The organism is Halomonas sp. AOP43-A1-21, from assembly GCF_052376775.1.
In the GTDB taxonomy this organism is placed as follows: domain Bacteria; phylum Pseudomonadota; class Gammaproteobacteria; order Pseudomonadales; family Halomonadaceae; genus Vreelandella; species Vreelandella colorata.
In genome coordinates this window covers 55,651-80,446 of sequence record NZ_JBQSWC010000008.1, presented here as the reverse complement: position 1 = coordinate 80,446, position 24,796 = coordinate 55,651, and the positions used below count along the sequence as shown (strand labels likewise).

The following is a 24,796-nucleotide window of genomic DNA, read 5'->3' as shown; positions in this document are numbered from 1 at the left end:
TGTAGAGCGTAAGCATGTTACAGCTCTATCCCAGAAATCCATCGTTGATCAGCGGAGATATAACTCCTTTTATTATTTTATCTTATTGAGTTGTTGCAATGTTTTTTTTAACTTTTTATGGTAATGTCGCATCTGATAAAACTCACGTCCTTTAGCAAAAAACAAGTCTATCCAAGGTGAGCCAGCAATTTTATCTTGGTGAATAAAGAAATGGGTCGGCGTACCATTAAAAGAACTACAGTAAACGTAGTTATTTTTTTTAATAAAATTTTGTAGGGCATCATAATGAGCAACATCGACCGACTCAACCACTAACAAAGGTTGATCTTTTTGAATCAAAGACTCAGCGCCCTCAAGTACTGCTAGCTCCATACCTTCGACATCTATCTTTATGGCGGCAACTGGTGTTTCAAAAATCTGATCATCTAATCGAACAACATCAATACCTATGCTGTCGTTACTTAGCAACTCCAAGGACTGCGCTCCTAAGTTGCTCTCATTCAAGCCCGATAGCTTTGCTTTAGATGGTGTCTTGCCAACCCCGTACGGTAATACTTGAACCAGCTCTGTAATCCCATTTAGTTTGACGCTGTTATTTAAAGGTTGATGCAAACGCTCATTAGGCTCATAGGCACGTACTTGGCAACCTAAAATGCAGGCTAGATAAAGAGTGTGATTACCAATATTTGCACCTATATCCAAAACCAAATCCATTGGGTTTAATCCAATAGACATTGCCTCAAGCATTTCAGATTCGTAGGGCTTCGCAAGGTTTGCAATAGTTTTTTGAATATAGTCAGTTTTAAAATCAGGCAAATCGATTTTAAAACTTTTACCGTTTGAGTGAACTTCATGAACGCTAGGTGCAAGACTATCAGGCGCACTTCTCAATGCTAAAAAATCGAACGCACTTACAACATTCAAAGCATGTCGGTTTTTAAAGACGACGCGTATCACTTGAGAATCTTCTAATAAATTAGCCTTATATGAAATACAGCTATAAACCCTATCATTTCTACGGCCCTTTAACAGGTGAATTTCATCGGGCTGTTCATTCTGAAAAGTCAGTATGCACTGGTGCCCAGACGTGGAGACAATGCTTACTTCCTTATCTCTGACTGAAATACTTTTATCTACAGGAATATGCCACTGCAAAGTTATATCATGTAACTGCTCATCAGAAAACTCAAAAGAATCAGCGATATTCAAGCGCTTAGATTCCGCTAAAAAATCAAGTTTTCTTATTTGTATTGCAGGCTCTAGCACTTGAAGTTTCAGAGTAATGCTAGGGTTTACCTCAGACTCACTACAATCAACTACCTGCCAATTATTTAAACGATGCTCAAACTCTTTAGAATAACTGGTGCCATTTATTAAAGGTACATTGTGACCCGCCCGCCCACGCATATATTTACGGATTGGGTCAGTATTAATATAACTGTATAAACCAGAATCAATTAACCAATCTTCTCCCCAACCATAAACAGATATGTGTCCTTCATCTTGCTGATGATGGTAGCGGCTCAAACATCCCATTTTCATGATAACATGAAAAGCTTGTTGGAAGCAGTCTGCTGCCGGCCATGAATCACGGAAAACTGCATAGCCAGAATGCGCATACACCTTATTTAAAGCTGATGGTTTGCTGCCCTTTTTTCCTTGTGTTAAAGCATAGAGAAAGTTCTTATATTCAATTGTGTGACCAAACATGTTCCGATAAGCATCAGAGGTCGGTAACTGTTCGGTATCGCCTATAGGCGGGAGGCTACCATCTGGGCGCAAAATATGGGTAATAAAGCTTAAAGCCTTAGCAGAAAATTGCTCAAATTTATCGGCCAAGCCGCCTAGCACATTTGCTGGGTAATCTTTAATAATACCAATAAAAACTTTGAATACAAAAATATGGTAAGCGGGACTGTTTTCGACATGCACGCCGTCTCTAGTGAATGCGAAATTCAGTTCACTAGTGATCCTACGGATAGCAATTTGCTGCCATTCATATGCCTTCTCACCATCGAACACAGTTCCAAGAAGTAACAAGACCCGTGCTTGCTCTAAGCCATGATTGGTATGTTCGGAATAGAAGCTATCTTTAGCTAGCCATTGGGCGTGTACTGCTAGCGCCTGCTCAACATATTTTAGAAAATTATCCTGTTGCTCTGCCCATTCAGCAGCATGTTCACGACAATAATATATAAAAAATACTAACTGTTCAGCGCGTAATGCAGTGGCATGGTCGTGCCATATAAATTCGAAAGGATAGCTGGTATCTGTATTTAAATAGATGTCCAGCCATGATTGAATTGCTTCACCGGCAAAACTCAGCACCTTGTCATCTTTAGATGTTTGATGATAGGACATTAGATAAGATAGAAAAGATAGCCAATTAAGCCGCCATTGCCAGCTACGATTATTAAGTGGGTCTTTCTCCCAATCATCCCAATGAAGAAACTGTACTGCAGGAAAAGGAGCTAGCCTTAGGATTTTATGAGCAAAAAGATCTTCCCCAAGTTTAACATTAGAAGAAGCACTTGCTATCTTCTCCAACTTTTTAGCTATACATCCTACAAGCTCAGGAGCGGCTACTTTTCTTAAAATCATAGAGACCCAATAGATTATAAAATTAAATTAACCCTTGAGCTAAGCTCATAGGGATGATTATTTAATAACTTACTCTTAATGGAATTTCTTTACCCTGATAAAAAATCAAAAACTGAGCTAGTGCATGTAGCTCAAGAACTTCTTTGATGTTTTTATACTCTGACAATTCTTTATGGGAAATATTTTTCATCCAAGAAAGCTCATTACTACTAATAAGAGATTGTTTTAAAAGATAATCGAAAGCTGCTTTTATATGTGCCAAATTATACCAATGCCATTTTCTACCTAATTTCATCTGAAGCTTATACCAGTCGGTATCAACCTTGAGCCTAGGAAGTGCTTGCTCTGCGGAGTTTTCTCTCGAAAGAAAAAAATCAGATTTTTCCTTATCCACTTGGATAAATGTCAATTTTTTTTCTTCGGGTTCTTGTGAATATAATCTTTCACTCTTATCAGTAACAGGCTTAATGCTAATTATCTTATTTCTTAAAACGCTATCAGCATAAGAGGCTTTATTCCAAACTCGCTTTTCAAGAGGCACAAGACATAAAGATGGTTCTAAATACTCCATTAGTTTAAAGAGCAACTGATCATTCAACCGGGCTTGATAACCAATATGAAAAGACAACCTTACTAAAGCAGGCGAATGTAAAGGGTGTACCTTTGGCTGGCATAGGCGAGACCAATGCTCACATAAGCCTATATGAAAGCGCGTTCTATATTCAATATGATATCTATCCAAAGCATCATATACGTTCATGCCTTGATCTAAAACCCAACTTTCGAGTATCGTTTTTACATTTTTCTTTATCTCTTCAATTTGTTCGTTTGGAATTGAAAATTCACCAGAGCAGATGACATTCACTGCGCTTTCAATATTAGGCACTTCATTTTTCAATGATTTAGATTTATTAGCTTTATAAGCAGAAAACCCACCACCAACTTGTACAATATTAGAATTTAAAAACAAAGAATCAATATGACGGTCAATATTATTCTTCATCCCAGATGAAACATAAGTGAATGTTGATAGCTCATGCAAGATATTTTCTGATAAATAACTTTTACGTTTAAAAGGGTTTTTTGCTAAACTTCCTTTTTTAAGGTCGTATTTTTCAATTATGAAATTAGCAATATTTACATCCGGATTGGGATACTTACCATTAACATTGAAGTAAAATTCATCTTTCAAGCCGGATTTTAGAATTGCGGCCAGTACTAGGCGACTATCAAAACCGCCTGTTATATCAGCTATCTTTATTTTTACATCTGACTTTGCTATTGCCTCTACATTTTCTAATATTTCAGTAACGGCATTATCAAATAGAAGACTTTCGCTTTTACTTGGCCTATAGTAAAAATCATTTCCCTTTCTTCTTTTGATACTTATCTTTCCTTCTTGGCTAATCACTAACTCCGAGTCAAATGGAATAAAACTCATACCTTCAAACGGTCCTACATCTAAAGGCGAAGATGTAACTATTTCATTGATGACATGTTTGAAACCACGTTTTAATTTAACACCACTTGAATTTTTAAATATAGATTCTGCAAAAATGGGATTATTTGTAACTACTATATTATCATCATCCACATAATATAATAATGGGTACATACCTAATTGATCATTTGCAAACCGAGCTAGTTTTACTCCTGAAGCTTCGTGAAAAAAACCAACACAGTAAGAGCCTCTACTGTTATTAATAAAGTCAAAATATTCATCAATATTTTTTGGATCAGCATTGAACTTCAGCTCTTTTTGAAAAACACATTCTCCATCAAAAAAAGAATCAGCATTGATATCATAATTTGCATCTGTTGTTGATAAAAAAATAACATCATTTTTACTAAAAATATTTTTAGTGTATTTACAAGGTTGCACAATTAAAGAACCATGAATATTATCATCAAGATAGAACCAATTAAAATTAATTTCTCTTTTTTTTGAAAACACCCAAGCAAACTCAGTAGTCATAAAACCTCCTGGAATTAAATATCAACAACTAATTTCGGAAAATTAAAAATAAAACCATCTTCTAACAAAACTTGACCAAAATCTGCATGGGTATTAACAATTAGTCTTTTGCTTTTTTTCATTTCTTTCCTATCAGACCCGACTATATTAATATCATTTAAATGAGAGAATCTAACACCATAAAACTTAGCAATCTCTTTTTTTGATTTTTTATCATAAAGATAAAAAACTGAATGATCATCGTCTTTTAACACTACATCTATATTATTACCAAAGATAAAAGCTCTATTAAATCTTATTGAAAGAATCTGTGCTTTAGAAATAGCTGTATCAGAGATTTCAAAAACACCTTTTTCAAAATTTATATTGCGAATAAACTGAATACCCTCATACCTTTCCATTAACATGGAAATATTAAAACCATCACAATCAACATTATTAACTATAACTTTAGATTTATTATTAGTATAAAGCACGTCACCCCAAGCCTTATCATCAATAGTAATAGTTGTATGCATTGATTCAGACTTTAAGTTCAGCATAGAGTCCCAGTCTGTAAACTCAGTATAACCAGGGTCATCAAATATAGTAACTCCATTCACATCCAGACAGAATGAGAGCTCATCATTTTGCTTATGGTTATGGGAATCCCAGCAACACGTTGCTGCAAAGTGGATTTTTTTTCCATTTATATCTCTTCTATAAATGAAAAAATGATCGTTTGTATAAAAGCCATCCTCATTTGAACATGGTGAAAGCAATTTGTGAGCATTATCAAGATATTCAGATGAAACACCATAAATATTATTTAATATTTTTTTATTCGGAAGCCGAAATGAATCACCAAGAGGGAAGTACTCACCATTAGACTTAAGCGCATAACCTAAAAACCGCTTAGACTCCTCAAGCACACTATTTAAATCAATGCTTGTATAGGCCTCCAATTCCAGTTCTTGTAGGAGTAAAAAGTAATCAGCCGTTAATGGTATATTATATTCTTGATAAGAGACTGAATGCTCTTTAGTTAATCCTGATGGGTGCCACATTTCCTTAAGAGTATTACTACTACGCTGTAAAACCAAATCAACATTGATTTTATTTTTATATTCTGGAAAAAATTTAATTAAATTAAGGAGTGCTAAATCAACCATTAGGCCATGATTGTGCCCTGCACGGTACATACGAGGAGACTGTAAATTTTTCACTTCCTCGATAATAAGCCTATTGGTAATATTTTTAATAGTGTGCAAACCATGATGTTGGTATTTTTTCATAATATCGCAAAAAACACCTAATCTAATGGCAGCCGTGTGATCACCTCTTATTGAATTATAATATGGGTTGTTATTTTTTTTTCACAATGAAACTTATAAAAGCTAATAAGAACATTAGCTATAAAAAGGTAAGAACAATTAGAGCCCAACCATCTTAGACTCATAAAATGGTGCATCCATGGGCGACTATTAAACGGGTCTACTTTCCAATTTATAGGAAATTTAAAGCTTTTGTCACCTAATCCATGCTTTATAGTAAACTTTAAATCTCGTAATGAAAGTAAAAACAACGTATTCAGCTGTTTAATAAATGCTTTTTTAGAATAGTGGAATGGTTCCAACCCCCATTTATGCTGCTCGTCTAACTCTAACTCGCTATCAGTATAAGTTATAAATTTTGCATTAGGCATAATCCTCTCTATTTCGTCATACATCCATTTCAATTTCTCGTTAGCAATCTTGACAGAACTTTCAGTATATCTATTAAGAAGCTTCTCCTTACCTTCACTATTTAGAGACCAATAAACTTTATTAACCACAACCTTGCTATCTAAGTTTTTTTTGATTAAAAAATCACTTATCTTTTTTAATCCATCTTTCCATAAAAGAAGTTTCTCATCTGAATTGGCATTTATAAAGCCATATTGATTTGGCTTATACAAAGCTTTTTTATATTCAGAAGAAATTGTATGTAACGAATTGCCAAATTTAGACAAACTAAATCGTTCGTCGATTAAATCTAAAAGAAGCACATCATAGTCAACACTTTCCAAATGAGTAAAGATTGACTTACTCATGTCTGCATTCACCATTCTACGCTGCCAACTTGAGCTAATATTATTCAATAACTTTTTATCGACATATGCATTAGCTCCTAAAGAAGCAAAGCTTGACCGTGCATAATAGCTTACAATTGTGAAATCTTTTTTATCAGCTATTTCAAACGGGTCTCTTGATACACAGCTACCTAATATAAAAACCCTAATTGGGAAATTCATAAAACACCTAGACATTAAGTATAACTTAAGACACTTTAATAAATTTATCTGCAATATTGGTAATATCAAAGTTAACACTAGCAAACTCTTTAACACCAGATGAATCTGCCATGCCAATTTGTATTCCTTTGACCGCTGATTTAATATTACTATATATCCAATTCTTGGGATAAATTTCATTTCCCCCCTGCCAGGGCAGTATTACAGGCATGCAGCTGCTAGCTGCCCCTTCTGCTACAGCCAAGTGAAAGCTCTCATGATCACTCACAGACAGTATATAATCGACACCAGAGTACCACTTGGGCATATCATTGCCCTGTGGATCAAAGAAGACAGCATTTTTCAACAGTGGGTCTTCATCAATTCGACGATACTGTTCTTCATACCACGCCATTTCGTTTGGTCGATTTACCATCCACGAGAAATCTTCTGGCCGTTTACCTTTTATACGTAGCGTGTAATCCTCATCTTCTGTTCGTAACTCTTTAAGAATATCCAGCGCTCGGTCCAACCGCTTGCTTTGTGGCACCATACCCACCAAGCCCAATACTTTGCCATTGGTAGGTTTTCGAGGTACTGCTTGCATTGCCTCAATATCAACCCCGTTATAGATAACTACGCCATTCTTATTCAATACTGAATTGCGCTTTTGAGCATTGCGGAGCATATGAGGACCAACAAATATTACGGTATCAAATACTTCAAAGGGTACTTTATCAAATAAAGCGCTGCGTAACTCTTGAGCATGTAAACGTCCTACCAGCTTTTGTCCCTCTCGCTTATGCTGGCCGTACCAAATGGCATTGCCCAGTGTCCACTCACAGAAGACAGTATCCGCTTGTCGTACTAAACGTTTACTGGCTATTTCGTTGTGCTGGTTGTGACCAGTCCAAAAGTCAAGCAGTAACCGTATACCTACATCCGTGAAATAAGGGTAGAACGGTTTAATAAACTTGAGGTCGTGCCCAGCTATTACCACCGTTTTCTTGGGTAACACGTTGGGCGCGTTCTCATGAAAATACGGTGGCTTTCGTAGTGCTAAGGTAGGCTGTTTTGTGGCTCCCTCAACAAGGGTCTCAAGAGGTATGCTTTCGGTAGTGCTGCGTATCAGTTGCAGGCCATCATTTATCACAATGCCTTCTTGGGCAACGCCAGGCCATTGGCCTTCGCCCAGCACGGCATCTCGGCTGAAACCAATACGCGTTTGGGGCGCGTAGTAAGTAGGCCAGGCTAAGTCTTCCAGATCTTCTGGTTCCAACTCTTCCAGCGCGCGAGAGCTAGCCAATAGCCAAAGGGAATTGGTTTCTACGCGCTGCCCTTCTGGGCTACCACATGCAATGCCCGCCGCTTCCAGCTGTACTTGTGTGCCATGCTGCCACTCGCTCGCAACAACGCGTTGCGGGCGAAGGGTTTGGGTTAGCAGCCGTTGCGCAGCGGCTTCGGTAATTTCGTCCGCCACCAGCGCTATATCGGGCGGCTGCGTAGCATCTACCACTACGCCAGCAGTACGCAGCATTTGCGATAAGCGCAGCTCGGTTGTGTGGGCACGCATGATAGCCCGCGCACCTTTTAGTGCATTGCGCCAGCGGTAAGCCGGATGATGCATCAAATTTTCTAGCGCTTGCGCCGCTTCGCTTTCGGTGCGCACCACATGCCCTGCCCCTTCCAGGTAGCGATTCATTCCAAGCGCAGGGCCAGAAATTAACGGTGAGCCACAGGCGACCGTTTCTACTACCCGGCGCGAGAACATGGTGGGTGAATCCAGCACCGAGTTCACATTGATTTGTACCGGATGGGCTTTGTACGCCTGAATCATCTCTTCGTACGTCAGGCTACCGGCTACGTAGCTACCCAAGCCGCCTGGGTATTTATAAGGCGATTCTGGGTCATCGTGCTGGCGATCGTAAATGGTAAGACCAAGTGGTGCTGCGGCACTCATGATCTTATCCATGTACTCGGTACGCTCAGGGTAACGCTTGCCGTAATAGGTACCACCATAAGCGGCAGTGGGTTGCCATTCGCGCTTGGAAGGTAGCAGGTTATGAATTTTGGGCGAGGCATAGAACGGCGCACTGCTGGCGGTTTGGGTCAATGCCCCTGGCGTGGCTAAGTACGGAATGATTCGACGGCTATCGGTGGTAAATACATGGTCACAAAGCGAGGCCGCTTTACGGAAGCGGTCGAAATGAACCGGATCTTCCTTGTTCCAGAACAGCGAAGGTATAGTGTGTGCGCGGCAGTGCGCTAACAGCTCGCTTAGAGGCGCAAACTCTTCATCGCTGTAATAACCCACCTTGCGGTGCCATTTCCAGTCATTGCCTTTCCAGGCCGATTCTACAAACATCGCATCTATCGGCTGCTTGGCGAGCTCTTCTCGCCAGTTTTCCGGTGAAAGCGGCACTACTTTCACGGCGCTGGCTAGCGTATCGGTAGTGAACTGGTCGGCAATCAAGCCGAGTGTCATCTGCTCCAACCGCTTGGGAGAAGCCTGGAAATTAGCTGCAGGCAAAACACGCTCAGTTGAACGTACAAGCTCCAGGCTTTCAGCATAAAGGCGGGTAACGTGGTTCCAGGTACGTTCCTGCTCTATCCAGGCGCGAGCGGCCAGCCCCAAACGTTGACGCTCCTCAGGGCTATCAATCAGGGTTTTCAGTACGCGGCATAGGTCTTCCGTGCTGTCTTTCTTGAATAGCTGCGCGCGTTCGTTATCCCCTGCCATGGTCTTGTGCGGGGAAACATCCGAAAGCACCACGGCCTTACCCATGGCCATGGCTTCAAGGGGTTTAAGCGGCGACACCATTTCGGTAACCGCTGAAGATAAGCGCGGAACAGGCATGATATCCATGCAGGAAAGATACTTGGGTACGGCATCAAATGGTACACGCCCCGTAAAGCGGCAGTGCTTTTCAATACCCAGCGCTTTGGCTTTCAGTTTTACGGTATCAATGACCTTACCATCGCCTACCAGTACAAAAGTGAAGTCCTGGCCTTTGGCCTTAAGCTGAGCCAGCGCATCCAGCAATAGCTCTAGTCCTTCGTAGGCTACTGCACTACCTGCGTAACCGATTACGGGCACGCCTTTCTTGAGCTTAAGCTCTTTAATTACCTTGGGATCAGGAGCAATGGGCTTGAACCGTTCGGCATTAACCGCATTAGGCACCACTACAATACGCTCGCGCGCGACTCCCCAAGAGGCCAGCTCAGCGGCAAGCTCTTCGGTTAACGTGATAACCAGATCCGCCTCACGCGCAGCCTGCTGCTCGAGTTCGCGCATCAGCTCATAACGCTCAGACCCCGCCCATTCAGGCTGTGTTGATGCCTGGGTTACTTCCCAAAGACCGCGCACTTCGTATACGAACGGTAGCCCCAAGCGCCTGGCGGCCATGAGTGCAGGTAGCGCCGTAATGTGATTGGAAGCAGCAGCGATAATTTCTGCACCGCTAGTTTGCGCTTCGCGTACGTAGTGGTCGGCGGCTTCAGCCAAGTAAAAATCCAGCGGCGTCTTGGCTAAGTTCCAACCGGCACAGGCGGCGTACGTAATGCCTTCAACTTCCGCTTCGTGATAGCCCTTGTTAAGCCCTTTGATTTGCGCATCCCAGGGAAAACCTGGGCGGGTGGTAGCACGTACCTGCCAACCCGCCTGTTTTAAACCTACCGCTACGCCATGGGAGCGGGTTGAATACCCGTTGGTCGCGTGGGGAACCGACTGATGGAGACAATAAAGTAGATGGTGCCGACGTGACATAAGACCAGGATTGGGCTGGCGTGGTGGCAGCTTCCAACCGTCCTTGAGACGGGCAAGCCCGGCCACAAACGCCTGAAAATCACGTTTGGCCTTATCGAACTTCACACCGCGCTTTTGCAGGCTTTCCAGTGCACGTAACGTATCGGTAAGGTTGCCTTGCTTGTAAAACCATAGGCTGGCCGTGGCATAATCTACCTGGCTAACATCGCGCAGCTCTATTTTTTTAGGCGCTGGAATATCCAGGATTGCTTCAACTTCTTTTCTATTCAGCTCGCAAGCCATTGGCTGAGTATTTACCTGCATAACCACTGATTCAGCAGCGTTGGTTGCAGATAGCTTCAATGATTTCTGAAGAGCTTGAGCCAGGGTTAAGAAATTTCCACCAGATGGAAATGAAACTACACCATCATACTTAACGGCATACTCTTCTAGCGCCGCCACATCGGAAACAATTAGCCGCTTGCCATAGGCCAGCGCTTCAGCCGCTTTCATCGGCGGCACTAGTTCACACACCGGCAGTTTTTTGCGAGGAATAACAACCATATCGAGCAGCGCGTAGTAATCACTCACTTCGTCGTGGGGTACACGGCCTATTTGAATTAACCAGGGTTGGCTGGCTGTAATGTGACTAGTAGCAGCTACCTGCGTTAATAATTGATCATCACCCACTAACATAAGCTTGAGCTTTTCGCCTTGCTCCACTAATGCGGCACAAGCTTCTATAAGAACCTCTAAACCTTCATAGGCATTGAAGCTACCTACGTAACCAATGACCTTTTCGTTTTTTCCGATACCTAATTTTTGCTTCAGTTCAAGATTGGCGGTTTTTAGCTCCGGTAATTTACTAACGCCATTAGGGACTAGTGCTATATTTTCTGCTACTACTCCACGCTTAATCAGCTCCTCTTTCATAGGCTGATTAAGAGTAAATACCTTACTTGCTTGCTGGGCCACAAAGGCATCGCGCTCGGCCTCTTTTTTTAAGGCCGCGCTATTTTCGTACTCCGGTTCACGTGCTGCGCGTGAAAGCTCCCAGAAGCCGCGTACCTCGTTGTAGAACGGCAGGCCCAAACGTTTGGCCGCCAACCATGCAGGCAGCCCTACCGCATAGTTAGAAGCAGCTAGTACCGCGCTGGGGCGGTAAATCTTAAATAATTCGATATATTTATTTACGTTTGCTAACAGCTTTTCTTTATTATTTTTGGCTTCTTGATCCTCATGCCAGCGCGAATGAATATACCTTACGCCATCGATGGTGACTTCTGGCTTTATAATACTTTCCGCATTTAGCTCCCATGGCCTACCTGGGCGCACAAAACACAGAGTTTCTAACCCGTGTTGATTTAGCGCATGGGCCACGCCCTGGGTGCGAATCGCATAGCCATTGCTGGCATAGCTTTGCCCATGGCTTACCATGTAGGCGATGCGCCCTTTTATCGGCGCGTTTAGTAACGTTAACGGCTGTTCAGAAAGCTTTTTTGCGTAAGTAAGCAAATCGTCCATGGGGGTCCAGAAGCGAGATAAGAAGAATAAATATAAATAAATACATAAAGCTGGATTACTAAAAAGGAGGGAAAGCACCCCTCCCTTTTATACCTGCTATTAAAGTGTCTTAACCGAGCAAGCCCACGGCATCAATGACGCTTTCTTTTTCGCGTACTTTTTCCACGCTTTGAATAAACGGCTTATGCTTCACCAAAACGCAGATTACATCTGCCTGGGCAAGGGCTTCTTCTAAAGTTTTCAGTTCAACATTGGGCTGTTGCAGGTTTTTGGGCAGCGCTTCAATGTTAGGCTCCACTACCTGTAGTCGGCAGCCCAAGGCTGCTACTTGTTCTGCAATGCCAAGAGCGGGGCTTTCGCGCAGGTCATCGATATCGGGCTTAAACGCAACACCCAAACAGGCCACGGTGAGGTCGCTGCGTTTGGCATCGGGGTGCTGCTGGTGGTAGTACTCAAGCCCTTCTTTCACTCGGCCCAGCACCCACTGGGGTTTGGCATCGTTTACTTCACGCGCGGCGCGAATGATTTTGGCTTGTTCCGGACATGAATCTACAATAAACCAGGGGTCTACCGCGATGCAGTGGCCACCTACGCCAGCGCCAGGAGTAAGAATGTTAACCCGCGGGTGGCGGTTTGCCAGCGCAATTAGCTCCCATACGTTGATATCCAGTTCGTGGCAAATAGTGGAAAGCTCGTTGGCAAACGCAATGTTTACATCACGAAAGCTGTTTTCAGTGAGCTTAGCCATTTCAGCGGTGCGAGCGGTGGTGGTTACGCACTCACCTTCCACCACAATTTGGTAAAGCTTACTGGCAACCTCAGCGCATTTGGGGGTCATGCCGCCAATAACACGGTCGTTTTCGACCAGCTCGCGAATCACGTGGCCGGGCAATACGCGCTCGGGGCAGTGGGCAATGCGAATATCCGATGCTTCACCGTGGGTTTGCGGGAAGGTCAGGTCTGGCCGCGCTTCGGCAAGCCATTCGGCCATTTGTTCAGTAGCACCAATGGGGCTTGTGGATTCCAGCACCACCAAATTACCTACTTGCAACACCGGGGCAATGGATTTGGCCGCTGCTTCAATGTAGCTAAGATCAGCTTTATGGTTCTGGCCATGCTCATCGGTATGGAACGGCGTGGGTACCGCTACCATAAAGGCGTCTGCGGGTTCAGGCGTGGTAGTCGCTCGCAGGTAGCCTTGGGTAACCGCGGCGTGTACCACCATATCAAGCTCAGGCTCTACAATGTGGATTTGGCCGCTATTGATGGTATCCACAGCGTGCTGGTTTACGTCTACACCAATAACTTTTTTCTTGCGTGAGGCAAATACGGCGGCGGTTGGTAGGCCGATATAGCCCAGGCCGATCATGGAAATAGTTTCAAAGTTCATTTTTTTAACCGTGAATGGTAAGTAGTGAATGGTGAATTGACTAAACCCAGTAGTACGTTGTGTTTTAGCGAGTGGCCAACGCATCGCGGATGCGTTGGCAGGCTTTGCCATCGCCGTAAGGGTTATGGGCGTAACTCATGGCGTTATAGGCCTGCTCGTCGGTTAGCAGTGTATTTAACGCCTGAGTAATATCTTCTACATTGGTGCCGACCAGTTTCACTGTCTCCGCTTCTACAGCCTCGGGGCGTTCGGTGGTATCGCGCATTACCAGTACAGGCTTACCCAGCGAAGGTGCTTCCTCTTGAATACCGCCTGAGTCGGTTAAGATGATGTGCGCCTGATTCATTAAATAAACAAAGGGCAAATAATCTTGTGGCTCAATAAGATGCACGTTAGCAACATCTGCAAGTAAGCGGTTTACCGGCTCGCGGACATTCGGGTTGAGGTGCATCGGGTAAAGAATTTGCGTTTCCGGGTGCGCTTTGGCGGTTTCTGCTAGGGCTTGGCAAATACGCTCAAAGCCACCGCCAAAGCTTTCACGGCGATGGCCGGTGACCAGAATGAGCTTTTTGCTGGTATCCAGCATGGGAAAACGCGCAGCTTGTTCGGCGGCAAGCTTGGGGTTGGTTTTGAGCTTTTCGACGACATCCAATAGCGCATCGATGACAGTGTTGCCAGTGACGTGAATGGTTTCCGGCTTAATACCTTCATTTAGCAGGTTTTGCTGGGAAGTCGTAGTGGGAGCAAAATGCACGGCGGCAAGCGCGCCGGTGAGTTTGCGGTTGCCTTCTTCTGGCCAGGGTGAGTACAGGTTGCCTGTACGCAAACCTGCTTCTACATGCCCTACCGGGATCTGCTGGTAGTAGCAGGCAAGCGTGGTGGCAAAGGTGGTAGCAGTGTCGCCGTGTACCAGCACGATATCGGGCTTGAACTCTTCAAGCACAGGCTTCAAGCCTTGAAGAATTCCGCAGGTGATATCGTTGAGGTCTTGCCCGGGCTTCATGATGTTTAAATCGTATTCTGGCTTGAGCTCGAAAAGCTCCAAGACCTGATCCAGCATTTCACGGTGCTGCGCCGTTACACATACTTTTGCTTCAAAACGCTCATCCGCCGCCAGTTGTAGCGCCAGCGGTGCCATTTTGATGGCTTCAGGGCGTGTACCAAACACGGTTAATACTTTCATCGATGTACCTATTTCTTGCCTATGGTTTGGCAGTTTCTAACAACGAATATTCAAGTTCTTGGCAGCGATTATAGTAATGCTCAAGCAGGCTCTGCGTTTCTTTGAGCTGTCTCGATTCAGCAGGCGAGCCAGGTAATACGGGCTCGCTACCGTTTTCTTTATTGATACGCTGTTGGCACAAAGTAATATTGGCGCTAAAAAAACCGCCATCGTAAAACTGGTCTGCCTTTTGATACAGGCTTAACGCTTCTTGGTAGTTCCCTTCACGAAATTTTTTTGACGCGTTGGCAACAATTCGTTTTGTCACAACCATGCCCTCACATTCTTGGTCGTTAAGCTGCCCGTTACTGGTCAGCGGTGCGGCGGGTAATATGCTGGCCAAGCGCGTTGGCGGTTTCTTTCATGAATACGTGCTGCTCATCAAATTTCTGGTGCATGGTTTTTTGTAACTCGGACACGGCAGTTTGGAGCGCTTGCTGCTGATTAAGTTTCTCTTGTAGTACTGTTAGCTGGTTTTCTTGCTCGGCATACTGTGCTTGCAACTGTTTATGAGCTTGTTGAAGCGCCTCAAATTGAGCCTTCACCGCCTGTTGTTCTTCTACCTGCTGCTGGGCAACTTTCAACTGCTCATTCAGTTTGGCAGCACGCTGGGCCTCTTCCTGCCAGCGGTCATAGTAAGGGTGGCGAGCTAGCTGTAGCAGAGGCAGGTCGGGGTCGTCTTCGTTGGTTACCTGCAGCTCAAAACCTTGTTTCTGGCACCAGCTGCGGATCTCTTCTGCTTCCGGCATGCTTTCATAAAGCGGTAAAGCCCCTACTCTTATCCAGAGTTCGCTTAGCCGTTTGTAGCCAGGCAGTGCAGCTAGAGCCTCCAATAGCGGCCATACTAGCTCAGGCTGTTCGATCACGATGGTGTCGGTTGCGCTTTGTATCTCACTCAACAGCGCTTCTACGCCTACCAGGGGCAGGGGGCTGCTTTCAAGGAGCTCTAAACCGGGGTATAGGGTATAAAGCCCAGACGCAGGCTGGCTTGCGTTAAATTCGGGTAAATTGTATTCATAGTAAGGCAGCTCGCCGCTGGCTTCCGCTACTTTTATTACCTGTTGCTTGGCTTGAGGAAACAGTCCTTGCACTACTTCCCACAGCGGGGCATTCGGTGTAGGGGTAACAAACAGGGCGTGCTCTGCTGGGGGAAGTGCCTCCAGCAGTGTCAATGTTTCTGGCCGTAATGGGCCAATGTAGAGCAGATTGGTTTGCATGGTGACTCGCTTCTATTTACCGGTCAGTAAGGTGGGCGTTTTACTGGCCAGCAGGGGCTGGCAACTGTTGGCGAGGCTTCGTCGGAAAACGCTCTTCATGCTGGCCATAACGTAAATAATGCAGCAGCGGATTTTGGCCGGAGACAGCGACATCCGAGTATTCACACAGGTAGTAGAGCGTGTCGAATTTCTCGCTGGGGTTGCGGCCTTCAATGGCACCAAATTTGAGGTAGTGTTCAGCGGGCTCAATACCTGATGTAGTAACATCAGGGTATTGCTCGCAGTACCACTGGGCATCAAACAAGCTGCTTTGTTTGATAGTAGCCAGCTGCTGGGGCAGCGCGCGCTTGAACGGGCGACTATAACGGTAGGCGGCGGCCGCGTTGCGGTGCCCGCTTACGCGCAACCACTGCGTCACGCTTTCATATTGGTGACAGATAAGCTGCTGTTCTTGTTTGAGTACGTTGATAGTTTTCTGGCGGTTATCGGCCTGTTCTTGGTAGTGCTCAACGTTTTCAATATATTTTGCTAGCTGTTCTTGCGTTTCGTGCAGCTGGGCGATGATTAGTGATTTTTCAATGGCTTCTTGCTCTAGCTGCTGATGGCTTTCAGTTGCCTGTTTTGTGGCTTCTTTGTACTGTTCTTGCAGCTTAGTTTGAGCTTGCTGAGTTCTTTGGTTTAGCGCTTGGTAAGCCGATTGCTGTTCTTTCACCGATTTTTCCAGCTTCTGTATATTGCTGGTTAATGCTTGAACTGTTTTTTGCTTTTCTTCAAGTGTTCTTTTATGTTCTTCTTTCAACTGGATTAGCGTTATTTTGCGTTCTTCTAGCTTGGATTCTTGATCTTTGGTTTTCTTTCTTAGCCAGTTGAGTTTAGCCTCTTTCTCTTCAAGATCTGCTTGGTGTACTTGGTTATTTAAAATATTATCTTCCAATGCTTCTTGTACTCGCATCAACTGCTCTAATAGCGCGGCATTTTCTTGTTCAATTCTGTGTGCGTGGTCTTGCAGCTTGGCGTGTGTTTCTTGCTCTTCATTGAGCTGTGCGCGTAGAGCGTCTTTGGTTTTTCCAGTCTCAAGCAGCTGAACGTTCTTTTCAGAGAGCCGTTCAGTTATTTCCTTTACCTGCTGCTGGCTTGCTTGACCACTGGCCTGTGCTTCTTGCAATTGCTTGTAAAGCTGAGTGTTGCTTTGCTGTGCGCTACTAAGTTCTGCTTGAGTAGCATCAGCGGTGGCTTTTAAGGCCTGCAACTGCTGGCTTTCTTGTGTTAGGTAGTGAAGGCTTTGTTCCACGGTGTCGGCCGCTGGCAACTGCCACGCGGCTACGTTCGCACTGCTGGCTTTAAGATAGTTATAGGCCTGTTGCAGCAGGCTATCTTCTTGAGTGAGCTGGTGTGCCATTAACCGGTAAATGGGTGCTGTGTTGGTTAACGTAAGCTCCTCGATCATAGGTAACCGGCCTTGCGCGTTTACGCCGGGAAGGTAACCTTCCAGGGTCATTTGGCGGCGCTTACGCTTATAAAGCTTCAGGATAAGGTCAGCCTGATAGCTCCATTGCCAAAGCGCTTCTTTCGGACGGCTGCCCTGCTGAAGGCTAGTAGCCAGCCACGCACTGGGGTGCGGCCAGGCTAGCGTGCAGCTACGCTCGGCGTCTTTTTTTAGCCAGTTTTCCAGAGTTGTTAGCGCTTCATCCGTAAATACGGGAAGAATTAGCGATGGTTGCTCTTCATTGATGTCGCTTTGCTGCCCGTTTGCTATATCGTTTAGGGTGATGACGCTGGCAGGCTGTGCGTGTGCGTCCCCTTTTTGCTCGTCATGAAATTTTTCGGTTCCGATATATACGGCTAAGGACATGGTTTGGACAGCTCCATTCGCTTTTTTAATAGTCATTTTGATTTACTTGAAACAGGGCGCATCATTCACGCTAAGCCCTTCCTCATCTTTCACAGAAAGGGTGGGAAGCTGTTGATTAACTAACGGCCATTCAATCGCCAGGGCTGGGTCGTCCCAGCGTAGCGATACTTCATCACCTGGGGCGTAGTAATCGGTGCATTTGTATTGGAACTCGGCTACTTCACTGGTGACATAGAAGCCATGAGCAAAACCCGGCGGCACCCATAGCATCTGTTTGTTCTCTTCACTGAGCGTGACACCTACCCACCGGCCAAACGTAGGCGAGCTTTTACGCATGTCTACGGCTACATCGAATACTTCCCCACGGGTTACCCGCACCAACTTGCCCTGGGGTTGATTCAACTGATAATGCAAGCCGCGCAAAATGCCCTGGGCCGATTTGCTGTGGTTATCCTGCACAAATTGGTAGTTGCCGCAGTGCGCTTCAAATTCATTTTGACGAAAGGTTTCCAAGAAGAAGCCGCGCTCGTCACCAAAGACTTTTGGAGTGAGAAGAACGACATCGGGGATGGCGAGCTGCTGATAGTGCATTGTTATTCCTTTTGGCCACGGACACTCACTGAAAGCACGGAAAAAACAAATGGTTGGTCCGTGTTTTCTGTGACTTCCATGGCCCGTTAATTTGCTTGTCAAACCTACTTTTTAGGTTTCTGCTTAAGCAGCCGCTGGAGATATTGGCCGTACTGGGTCTTGGCGAGAGGCTTAGCGAGTTCTGTAAGATGTTCATCACTGATCCAGCCGTTTTGCCAGGCAATTTCTTCCAGGCAGGCAATTTTGAGGCCTTGGCGGTGTTCAATGGTTTGTACGTATTGGCTGGCTTCCAACAGGCTGTCGTGTGTACCGGTATCCAGCCAAGCGAAGCCGCGGCCCAGGCGTTCTACGTTTAAATCCCCACGCTTGAGATAAGCGTTATTGATGCTGGTGATTTCAAGCTCGCCCCGCTCAGAAGGTTTTACCGCTTTAGCAATTTCGACTACGTCGTTGTCGTAAAAATAGAGGCCTGTTACGGCATAGGCCGATTTGGGCTTTTTGGGCTTCTCTTCAATGGAGATTGCCTTACCCGCTTCATCAAACTCAACCACGCCGAACCGCTCGGGGTCTTTAACCAGGTAACCAAACACGGTGGCGCCATTGGGTTGTGTGCTGGCTCGTTTAAGCTGGTCGGAGAAGTGTTGACCGTGAAAGATGTTATCGCCCAATACCAGGCAAACGGGGCTTTGACCGATGAACGCTTCGCCTATGATAAATGCCTGCGCCAGCCCGTCGGGGCTTGGCTGTTCGGCGTATTCAAACTGCAGGCCGAAGTCTTCGCCGCTGCCTAACAGGTTTTGGTATTGGGGTAGATCTTCTGGCGTAGAGATAATCAGAATTTCGCGGATGCCGGCCAGCATAAGTACCGAGATCGAGTAATAGATCATCGGTTTGTCGTAAATGGGTAGCAGCTGTTTTGAGACACCCCGAGTAATAGGGTGCAGGCGCGTGCCTGAGCCGCCGGCCAGGATGATGCCCTTTCTTTGTGAGGGGTGAGAAGTTAGGGGTGAGGAGTTCATATCTGTCATCCGTGAGTATTGCTGTGTAAGGCGTTAGGAGTGAGGTGTGAGGTGTGAGGGCATCGACACCTCACTCAGTTGCTCCTCACTTCTCACAGTATTCGCTTAGCGTCAGCGCTAGCTGGCTTTGCCAGTGCGGTAGTGTGACACCCAATGCCGCCTCAAGTTTCGCCAGGTTCATGCGTGAATTGAGCGGGCGCTTTGCAGGTGTTGGGTACTCTGACGTGGGTATGCCTGCGGTGTTCTCGGGCGTGATTGCCAGCGCTTTGCCTGCCTTGAGGGCCTGGCTGAAAAACTCGCAGGCAAAGCCGTGCCAGCTGGTTTCGCCGCGTGGGGCCAGGTGGTAGATGCCTTGTGGTATGTGAGTGGTGAATTGTGAGTGGTGAGGTGTAAATGCTAAAGCGGTTACTTGGGCGATTAGGCGTGCGGGGGTGGGCGCGCCTATCTGGTCGTTCACGATATTGAGCGCCTCCCGCTCGCGGCCCAGACGTAGCATGGTTTTCATGAAGTTGTTACCGCGTGCGGCGTATACCCAGCTGGTGCGAAAAATCAGGTGGTTGGCGCCGCTTTCAGTGATGGCGTTATCCCCTTCCAGCTTGGTTTGGCCATATATGCTTAGCGGGCCAGTAGGGCTGTCTTCTTGCCATGGCGTTTCACCGTTGCCGGGGTATACGTAGTCGCTTGAGTAGTGCACCAGGGTAATATCTTGCTGGGCGGCGTATTGGGCCAGTTGCGCGGGTAGCTCTGCGTTTAGGCGCCTGGCCTGCTCGGGTTCGCTTTCGGCTTTATCTACGGCGGTGTAGGCAGCGGCGTTGAGGATTAGAGCGGGTTGGTGCTTGGCAAGATAGGTATCGACGGCTTGGGCGTTGGTTAAATCAAGTTCCTGGCGTGTAGGGGCCAGGATGTTGCCGAAAATGGCAAATTGGCGTTGGAGCTCGAAGCCTACCTGGCCGTTGCCGCCGGTGATGAAGATATTCATGGGTAAATCCTTTTTGGTGCCCCGCTTCAAGCTATCCCGCGGGTGCGCTAACGCTTACGCCGCGCTACAAAACCTGATATGTGCCTTTTCGTAGCGCGGTGTAACGTAAGCGCGAGGAACGAGCGGTGGAGGCACCCGCGGGGGCGGCGCCAGCCGCCTGGGTTTTGCCACAGGCGGGTATGGTGCGCCAGCTCAATACCGCCTTCCGCATACGTTACTGGTTTATAGGCTGCCTAAGCGTTGGCCTTGGTAGCTGCCGTCTTGTACGCGTTTCCACCAGGTTTCGTTGGCTAGGTACCATTCAACGGTTTTGCGTAGGCCGGTTTCGAAGGTTTCTTCCGGGGTCCAGCCCAGTTCGCGCTCAATTTTTCCGGCATCAATGGCGTAACGTACGTCGTGGCCTGGGCGGTCGGTGACGAAGGTTATTAGTTGTTTGTAAGTGGTGAATGGTGAATGGTGAATGGTGGGCGATGAAGCTTGGGCGTCCTCGTCTGCTTTTAGGGGCACCAGTTCGTCCAGTATTTCACAGATGGTTTCCACTACGTGCAGGTTCGTTTGCTCATTGTGGCCGCCGATGTTGTAGGTTTCGCCTACTTGGCCTTCCGTCGCTACTTTGATGAGTGCGCGGGCGTGGTCTTCTACATACAGCCAGTCGCGGATTTGCTGACCGTCGCCGTATACCGGCAGGGGTTTGCCTGCCAAGGCATTGAGGATCATCAGCGGAATCAGCTTTTCCGGGAAGTGGTTCGGGCCGTAGTTATTGGAGCAGTTGGTGACCAATGTAGGTAGGCCATAGGTGCGCTGCCATGCGCGTACTAAATGGTCAGAGCTGGCTTTACTCGCGGAGTAAGGTGAACTAGGCGCGTAAGGGGTTTGTTCGGTGAATAGTGAATGGTGAGTAGTAAGTGGTGAGGCGTTTTCCTGACTTTTTACTACTAACGCTTCATTCTCAGCCAGGTCGCCGTATACTTCATCGGTACTGATATGATGGAAGCGGAACGCTTCGGCTTTTGGGGCATCTTGCTGCTGAAGGCTTTTCCAATAAGCGCGGGCGGCTTCCAGCAGCACGGCGGTGCCTACCACGTTGGTTTGGATAAACTCGGCGGGGCCATCGATAGAGCGGTCTACATGACTTTCAGCGGCCAGGTGCATCACCACATCTGGCTGATGCTTCTCAAATAGCCGCTGCATGGCCTGTGCATCGCAAATATCAGCTTGCTCGAAGGTATATCGGTCGCTACCTTCAACGCTGGCAAGTGATTCAAGGTTGCCTGCGTAGGTAAGCTTATCGATATTAACAACGGTGTGCTTAGTGTTGTGAATCAGTTCACGCACTACCGCAGAGCCAATAAAACCGGCACCGCCAGTAATTAAAAAGGTTTTAACGTCCATATTTTTCATCTACTTAGTGCTAACTTACTTGCGGCGTTTGGTTTGTGGCTTAAGCTGACTTCTGCTTTTCGTCACGCTGTTTTTCTTCCAATGCTTCCAGGTGCAAGCGGACTTCTCTGGCCGTTTTGCCCGCCGTATTGACTTCCTGCTTAGCGGCCTTGATTTGTTCCTCAGACGCACCCTCTTCTACCAGATCTTTCAAGGTTTCCTGGGCACCTTTCAGAATCTGGTGGCATTCAGCCAGGTAGTGCCTTGCACCGATAACATCGTTCGGTAAATCGCTTTCACCGGCTTTTTTCTTAGCATCGACATCAGCGTGATAGGCGGCGATGGCTTCGTTAATATCGTCGTACCAGTAAGCACTGCCGCCTTTGAGGTACAAACCCGCCTGACAAAGGTCTTTTAAAATGCCTTCACCATGAGACACCATAATCAATGATGCTTGGCCAACCTTTGATTTGAAAAGTGCCTTGGCCTTCTCTTTAAAGGCTCTGTCGCCAACAGCGGTCGCTTCATCCGAAATATAGACATCAAAGTCAAAAGCAAGGGAAAGGCCAAACGAAATACGCGACTTCATACCTGAAGAGTAGGTACGGATTGGCTCATCAAACGCTGGGCCTATTTCGGCGAAGTCTTCCACAAACTTAATAACACGCTGGACTTCTTTGGGGCTGCTGCCTTGCACGCGGGCCACAAACTTAGTGTTTTGACGGCCTGTCATATTCCCTTGCATACCGCCGGAAAGGCCGATTGGCCAGGAAACGCGGCTATGACGAATAACTTCCCCACGCTCGGGCGAATCCATACCAGAAATTAGACGCAAAAGCGTGGATTTACCGGCGCCGTTGGCACCGATCAAGCCTACCCCTACCCCGGTTGGGATAGTGACGTTGATATCTTTAAGCACCCAGTCGCTGCCATGGTGGTTGTGATAGCGCTTGTAGAGGTTCTTGATTTCGATCATTTGGGGTTCGTGAGTGGTGAATGGTGAGTGGTGAATGGTGAGTGGTGAATTGTGAATAGACGTTTTGTGTAATAGATCATTATCACCGACTCTTTAAATGTTTGATCAGGCCGCCTAGCTGGGCTGAGGCTTGGTTAATTGCTGATAACGTGACTGATATATTTTCTAAATATTTAAGGCGCTGAGCGATAAGTAATTGGGTTTCTAGTTCACTGAGAGAGCCTTGAGATATATAGAGAAAACGAATGAATTCTTGTGTGCTTCCTCTAGCTGCACCTTCTGCAATATTGCTGGGAACAGAAACAGCGCAGCGGCGCATTTGGCTGATGAGCCCATAGCGCTCGTCGTCTGGGAATAGTTTGGTTATACCGTAGACCTGTTCAACCAGATCCATCGCCTGCTGCCATACACGCAACTCTTGATGCTTCCTCATCCCCCCTCCACTCACCATTCACTACTCACTACTCACCATTCACTACTAACCACTTCCACGTCTTTTCCTTTACGTGCATATAGCGCTTCTAGCTTACTCTTTAGCGCTTCGCGGGCGTTTTGGTCGCCGTGTACTAGGCGTATGGTGTGGGGCCAGCGGTGCATGCGTTTTACAAAGTTGAGTAAATCGCGCTGATCGGCATGGGCGGAGTAGCCGCTAATGGAGGTAACTCCGGCTTTAATGTCTATGCGTTCGCCGTCGATTTCTACCCAGCCGCCTTTTGGGCCGTATTGCTGAATATCACGCCCTGGCGTGCCTGTGCCTTGGTAACCTACAAACAGCACTTGATGGCGGGCGTCGCTTAGCATGGCTTTTAGGTAGTTCATAATGCGTCCGCCTGCACACATACCGCTGGCGGCAATAACGATGGCGGGCCTGCCTGTTTTGGCCAGGTACTCAACCGTTTGCTCATGCTCTGCGTGGCTATCTACTGTGTAGAGATTGGCGAAGTTGAGCGGATGGCGGCCGCTGGCCAAGCGTGTCTGCGCCTCTTTATCCCAAAAGGGTTTTAGCTCCCGGTAAACCTTGGTAAAGCGTGCGGCTAGCGGTGAATCAACAATTACTTCCAGATCCTTCCACTGGCCTTTTTTAGCGCCAGCAATAATACCTTCGAGCTCGTAAAGTAATTCTTGGGTGCGGCCAATACTGAATGCGGGCACCATAACGGTGCCGCCATTAGCGAGCGCTTGTTCTATCGCATTCTTTAATACTGATTGGCGCTGGCGGCGGTCAGGGTGAGTGCGATTACCGTAAGTGCTTTCCAGTACTAACTGATCGCAACCATACGGCGATTGTGGCGCAGGTAACAGTGGTGCATGAGGGGCACCCAGGTCGCCAGAAAATACTACACGCTCTTTTTCACGGGTTGCGGCATCCTGATAAGCCACTTCAACGTAGCAAGAACCTAAAATGTGCCCTGCCCGCTTAAGTTTTATGCGTGTTGTGCCGATAGGATCATTAACAACGCTGTGCCATTTGCCATAGGGCACGCTGACAATCTGCGATTCAAGTTGGGCCTGGAAACGGTTTATAAGATCAGCATTGCGGGTAAAGCCAATTTTAAGCGCGTCTTCAATGACCAGCGGCAGTAGTTTGGCGGAAGGCTCGGAGCAAATAATTGGCCCTTTAAAACCCGCCGCCAGCAAATACGGTAACCGCCCTACGTGGTCAATATGCACGTGGGTGATGACTAGGGCTTTAACCGTTGCGATATCGAATTCGATTTGTAGCTGTTCGAAGCTGTCCTTGGCGGCGTCTTCGCCTTGGAAGAGGCCGCAATCGATAAGAAGTGAATGCTCGCTGTTGAGTATCAGCTGGTGACAGCTGCCTGTAACACCGGTAGCGCCGCCATGGTGGAGAATATCGAGCATGAAGCTCCTTCGTTTTGATCAGTTACGTGGCCGTACCTGGAAGCCGCTGCGCGTCTTCTCCCGCGGGTGCCTCATTCGCTCGTTCCTCGCAAATTCGTTACCACGCGCTACAAGTACACAGACCCAATCGTTTGTGTGAATAATTCCGTAGCGCGGCGGCGGTCCAGTCTTATGATAAGAGACTTAACTACTACGGACACCCCGCGCGATA

The 24,796-nt window shown here is 46.6% G+C and carries 17 protein-coding genes; all 17 read right to left on the bottom strand.

Translation table 11 applies throughout. The features are described from left to right. Positions 1 to 72 precede the first annotated feature (72 nt). Positions 73 to 2,601 (bottom strand): FkbM family methyltransferase, encoded by a 2,529-nt coding sequence (locus ACT3R7_RS06515; protein WP_496198891.1) that lies wholly within the window; start codon positions 2,599 to 2,601, stop codon positions 73 to 75. Positions 2,602 to 2,662: 61 nt separating this feature from the next. Then, positions 2,663 to 4,576 carry a hypothetical protein gene (locus tag ACT3R7_RS06510; protein ID WP_496198890.1) on the bottom strand — a complete coding sequence of 638 codons (1,914 nt, stop codon included), beginning with the start codon at positions 4,574 to 4,576 and terminating at the stop codon, positions 2,663 to 2,665. A 14-nt stretch (positions 4,577 to 4,590) separates the two neighbouring features. Then, on the bottom strand, positions 4,591 to 5,850 hold the full coding sequence (locus tag ACT3R7_RS06505) for a heparinase II/III domain-containing protein (protein WP_496198889.1): 1,260 nt from the start codon (positions 5,848 to 5,850) through the stop codon (positions 4,591 to 4,593). Positions 5,851 to 5,897: 47 nt separating this feature from the next. After that, the gene (locus tag ACT3R7_RS06500) at positions 5,898 to 6,848 is read right to left on the bottom strand and encodes a DUF6270 domain-containing protein (protein WP_496198888.1); all 951 of its coding nucleotides are present in this window, start codon (positions 6,846 to 6,848) and stop codon (positions 5,898 to 5,900) included. 25 nt (positions 6,849 to 6,873) lie between these two features. Next, complete coding sequence (locus tag ACT3R7_RS06495) at positions 6,874 to 12,096, bottom strand: glycosyltransferase (protein ID WP_496198887.1); 5,223 nt, start codon at positions 12,094 to 12,096, stop codon at positions 6,874 to 6,876. A 109-nt stretch (positions 12,097 to 12,205) separates the two neighbouring features. Next, positions 12,206 to 13,486 (bottom strand): UDP-N-acetyl-D-mannosamine dehydrogenase, encoded by a 1,281-nt coding sequence (wecC, locus tag ACT3R7_RS06490; RefSeq protein WP_496198886.1) that lies wholly within the window; start codon positions 13,484 to 13,486, stop codon positions 12,206 to 12,208. Between the two features lie 64 nt (positions 13,487 to 13,550). Further along, complete coding sequence (wecB, locus tag ACT3R7_RS06485; protein WP_496198885.1) at positions 13,551 to 14,669, bottom strand: non-hydrolyzing UDP-N-acetylglucosamine 2-epimerase; 1,119 nt, start codon at positions 14,667 to 14,669, stop codon at positions 13,551 to 13,553. 19 nt (positions 14,670 to 14,688) lie between these two features. After that, on the bottom strand, positions 14,689 to 14,976 hold the full coding sequence (locus tag ACT3R7_RS06480; protein ID WP_496198884.1) for a hypothetical protein: 288 nt from the start codon (positions 14,974 to 14,976) through the stop codon (positions 14,689 to 14,691). A gap of 37 nt (positions 14,977 to 15,013) precedes the next feature. Continuing rightward, on the bottom strand, positions 15,014 to 15,925 hold the full coding sequence (locus tag ACT3R7_RS06475; protein WP_496198883.1) for a hypothetical protein: 912 nt from the start codon (positions 15,923 to 15,925) through the stop codon (positions 15,014 to 15,016). A 40-nt stretch (positions 15,926 to 15,965) separates the two neighbouring features. Next, the gene (locus ACT3R7_RS06470) at positions 15,966 to 17,777 is read right to left on the bottom strand and encodes a hypothetical protein (protein WP_496198882.1); all 1,812 of its coding nucleotides are present in this window, start codon (positions 17,775 to 17,777) and stop codon (positions 15,966 to 15,968) included. Between the two features lie 42 nt (positions 17,778 to 17,819). After that, the gene (gene rfbC / locus ACT3R7_RS06465; RefSeq protein WP_496198881.1) at positions 17,820 to 18,368 is read right to left on the bottom strand and encodes a dTDP-4-dehydrorhamnose 3,5-epimerase; all 549 of its coding nucleotides are present in this window, start codon (positions 18,366 to 18,368) and stop codon (positions 17,820 to 17,822) included. A 104-nt stretch (positions 18,369 to 18,472) separates the two neighbouring features. Continuing rightward, positions 18,473 to 19,387 carry a glucose-1-phosphate thymidylyltransferase RfbA gene (gene rfbA / locus ACT3R7_RS06460; protein WP_496198880.1) on the bottom strand — a complete coding sequence of 305 codons (915 nt, stop codon included), beginning with the start codon at positions 19,385 to 19,387 and terminating at the stop codon, positions 18,473 to 18,475. Between the two features lie 85 nt (positions 19,388 to 19,472). Continuing rightward, positions 19,473 to 20,366 carry a dTDP-4-dehydrorhamnose reductase gene (rfbD, locus tag ACT3R7_RS06455; RefSeq protein ID WP_496198879.1) on the bottom strand — a complete coding sequence of 298 codons (894 nt, stop codon included), beginning with the start codon at positions 20,364 to 20,366 and terminating at the stop codon, positions 19,473 to 19,475. 222 nt (positions 20,367 to 20,588) lie between these two features. Further along, on the bottom strand, positions 20,589 to 21,758 hold the full coding sequence (rfbB, locus tag ACT3R7_RS06450) for a dTDP-glucose 4,6-dehydratase (protein ID WP_496198878.1): 1,170 nt from the start codon (positions 21,756 to 21,758) through the stop codon (positions 20,589 to 20,591). 49 nt (positions 21,759 to 21,807) lie between these two features. Next, the gene (locus tag ACT3R7_RS06445) at positions 21,808 to 22,722 is read right to left on the bottom strand and encodes an ABC transporter ATP-binding protein (protein ID WP_496198877.1); all 915 of its coding nucleotides are present in this window, start codon (positions 22,720 to 22,722) and stop codon (positions 21,808 to 21,810) included. 82 nt (positions 22,723 to 22,804) lie between these two features. After that, positions 22,805 to 23,155, bottom strand: coding sequence for a four helix bundle protein (locus tag ACT3R7_RS06440; protein WP_193092747.1), 351 nt, complete (start codon positions 23,153 to 23,155; stop codon positions 22,805 to 22,807). 32 nt (positions 23,156 to 23,187) lie between these two features. Then, positions 23,188 to 24,585 (bottom strand): MBL fold metallo-hydrolase RNA specificity domain-containing protein, encoded by a 1,398-nt coding sequence (locus ACT3R7_RS06435; RefSeq protein ID WP_496198876.1) that lies wholly within the window; start codon positions 24,583 to 24,585, stop codon positions 23,188 to 23,190. Positions 24,586 to 24,796 lie beyond the last annotated feature (211 nt).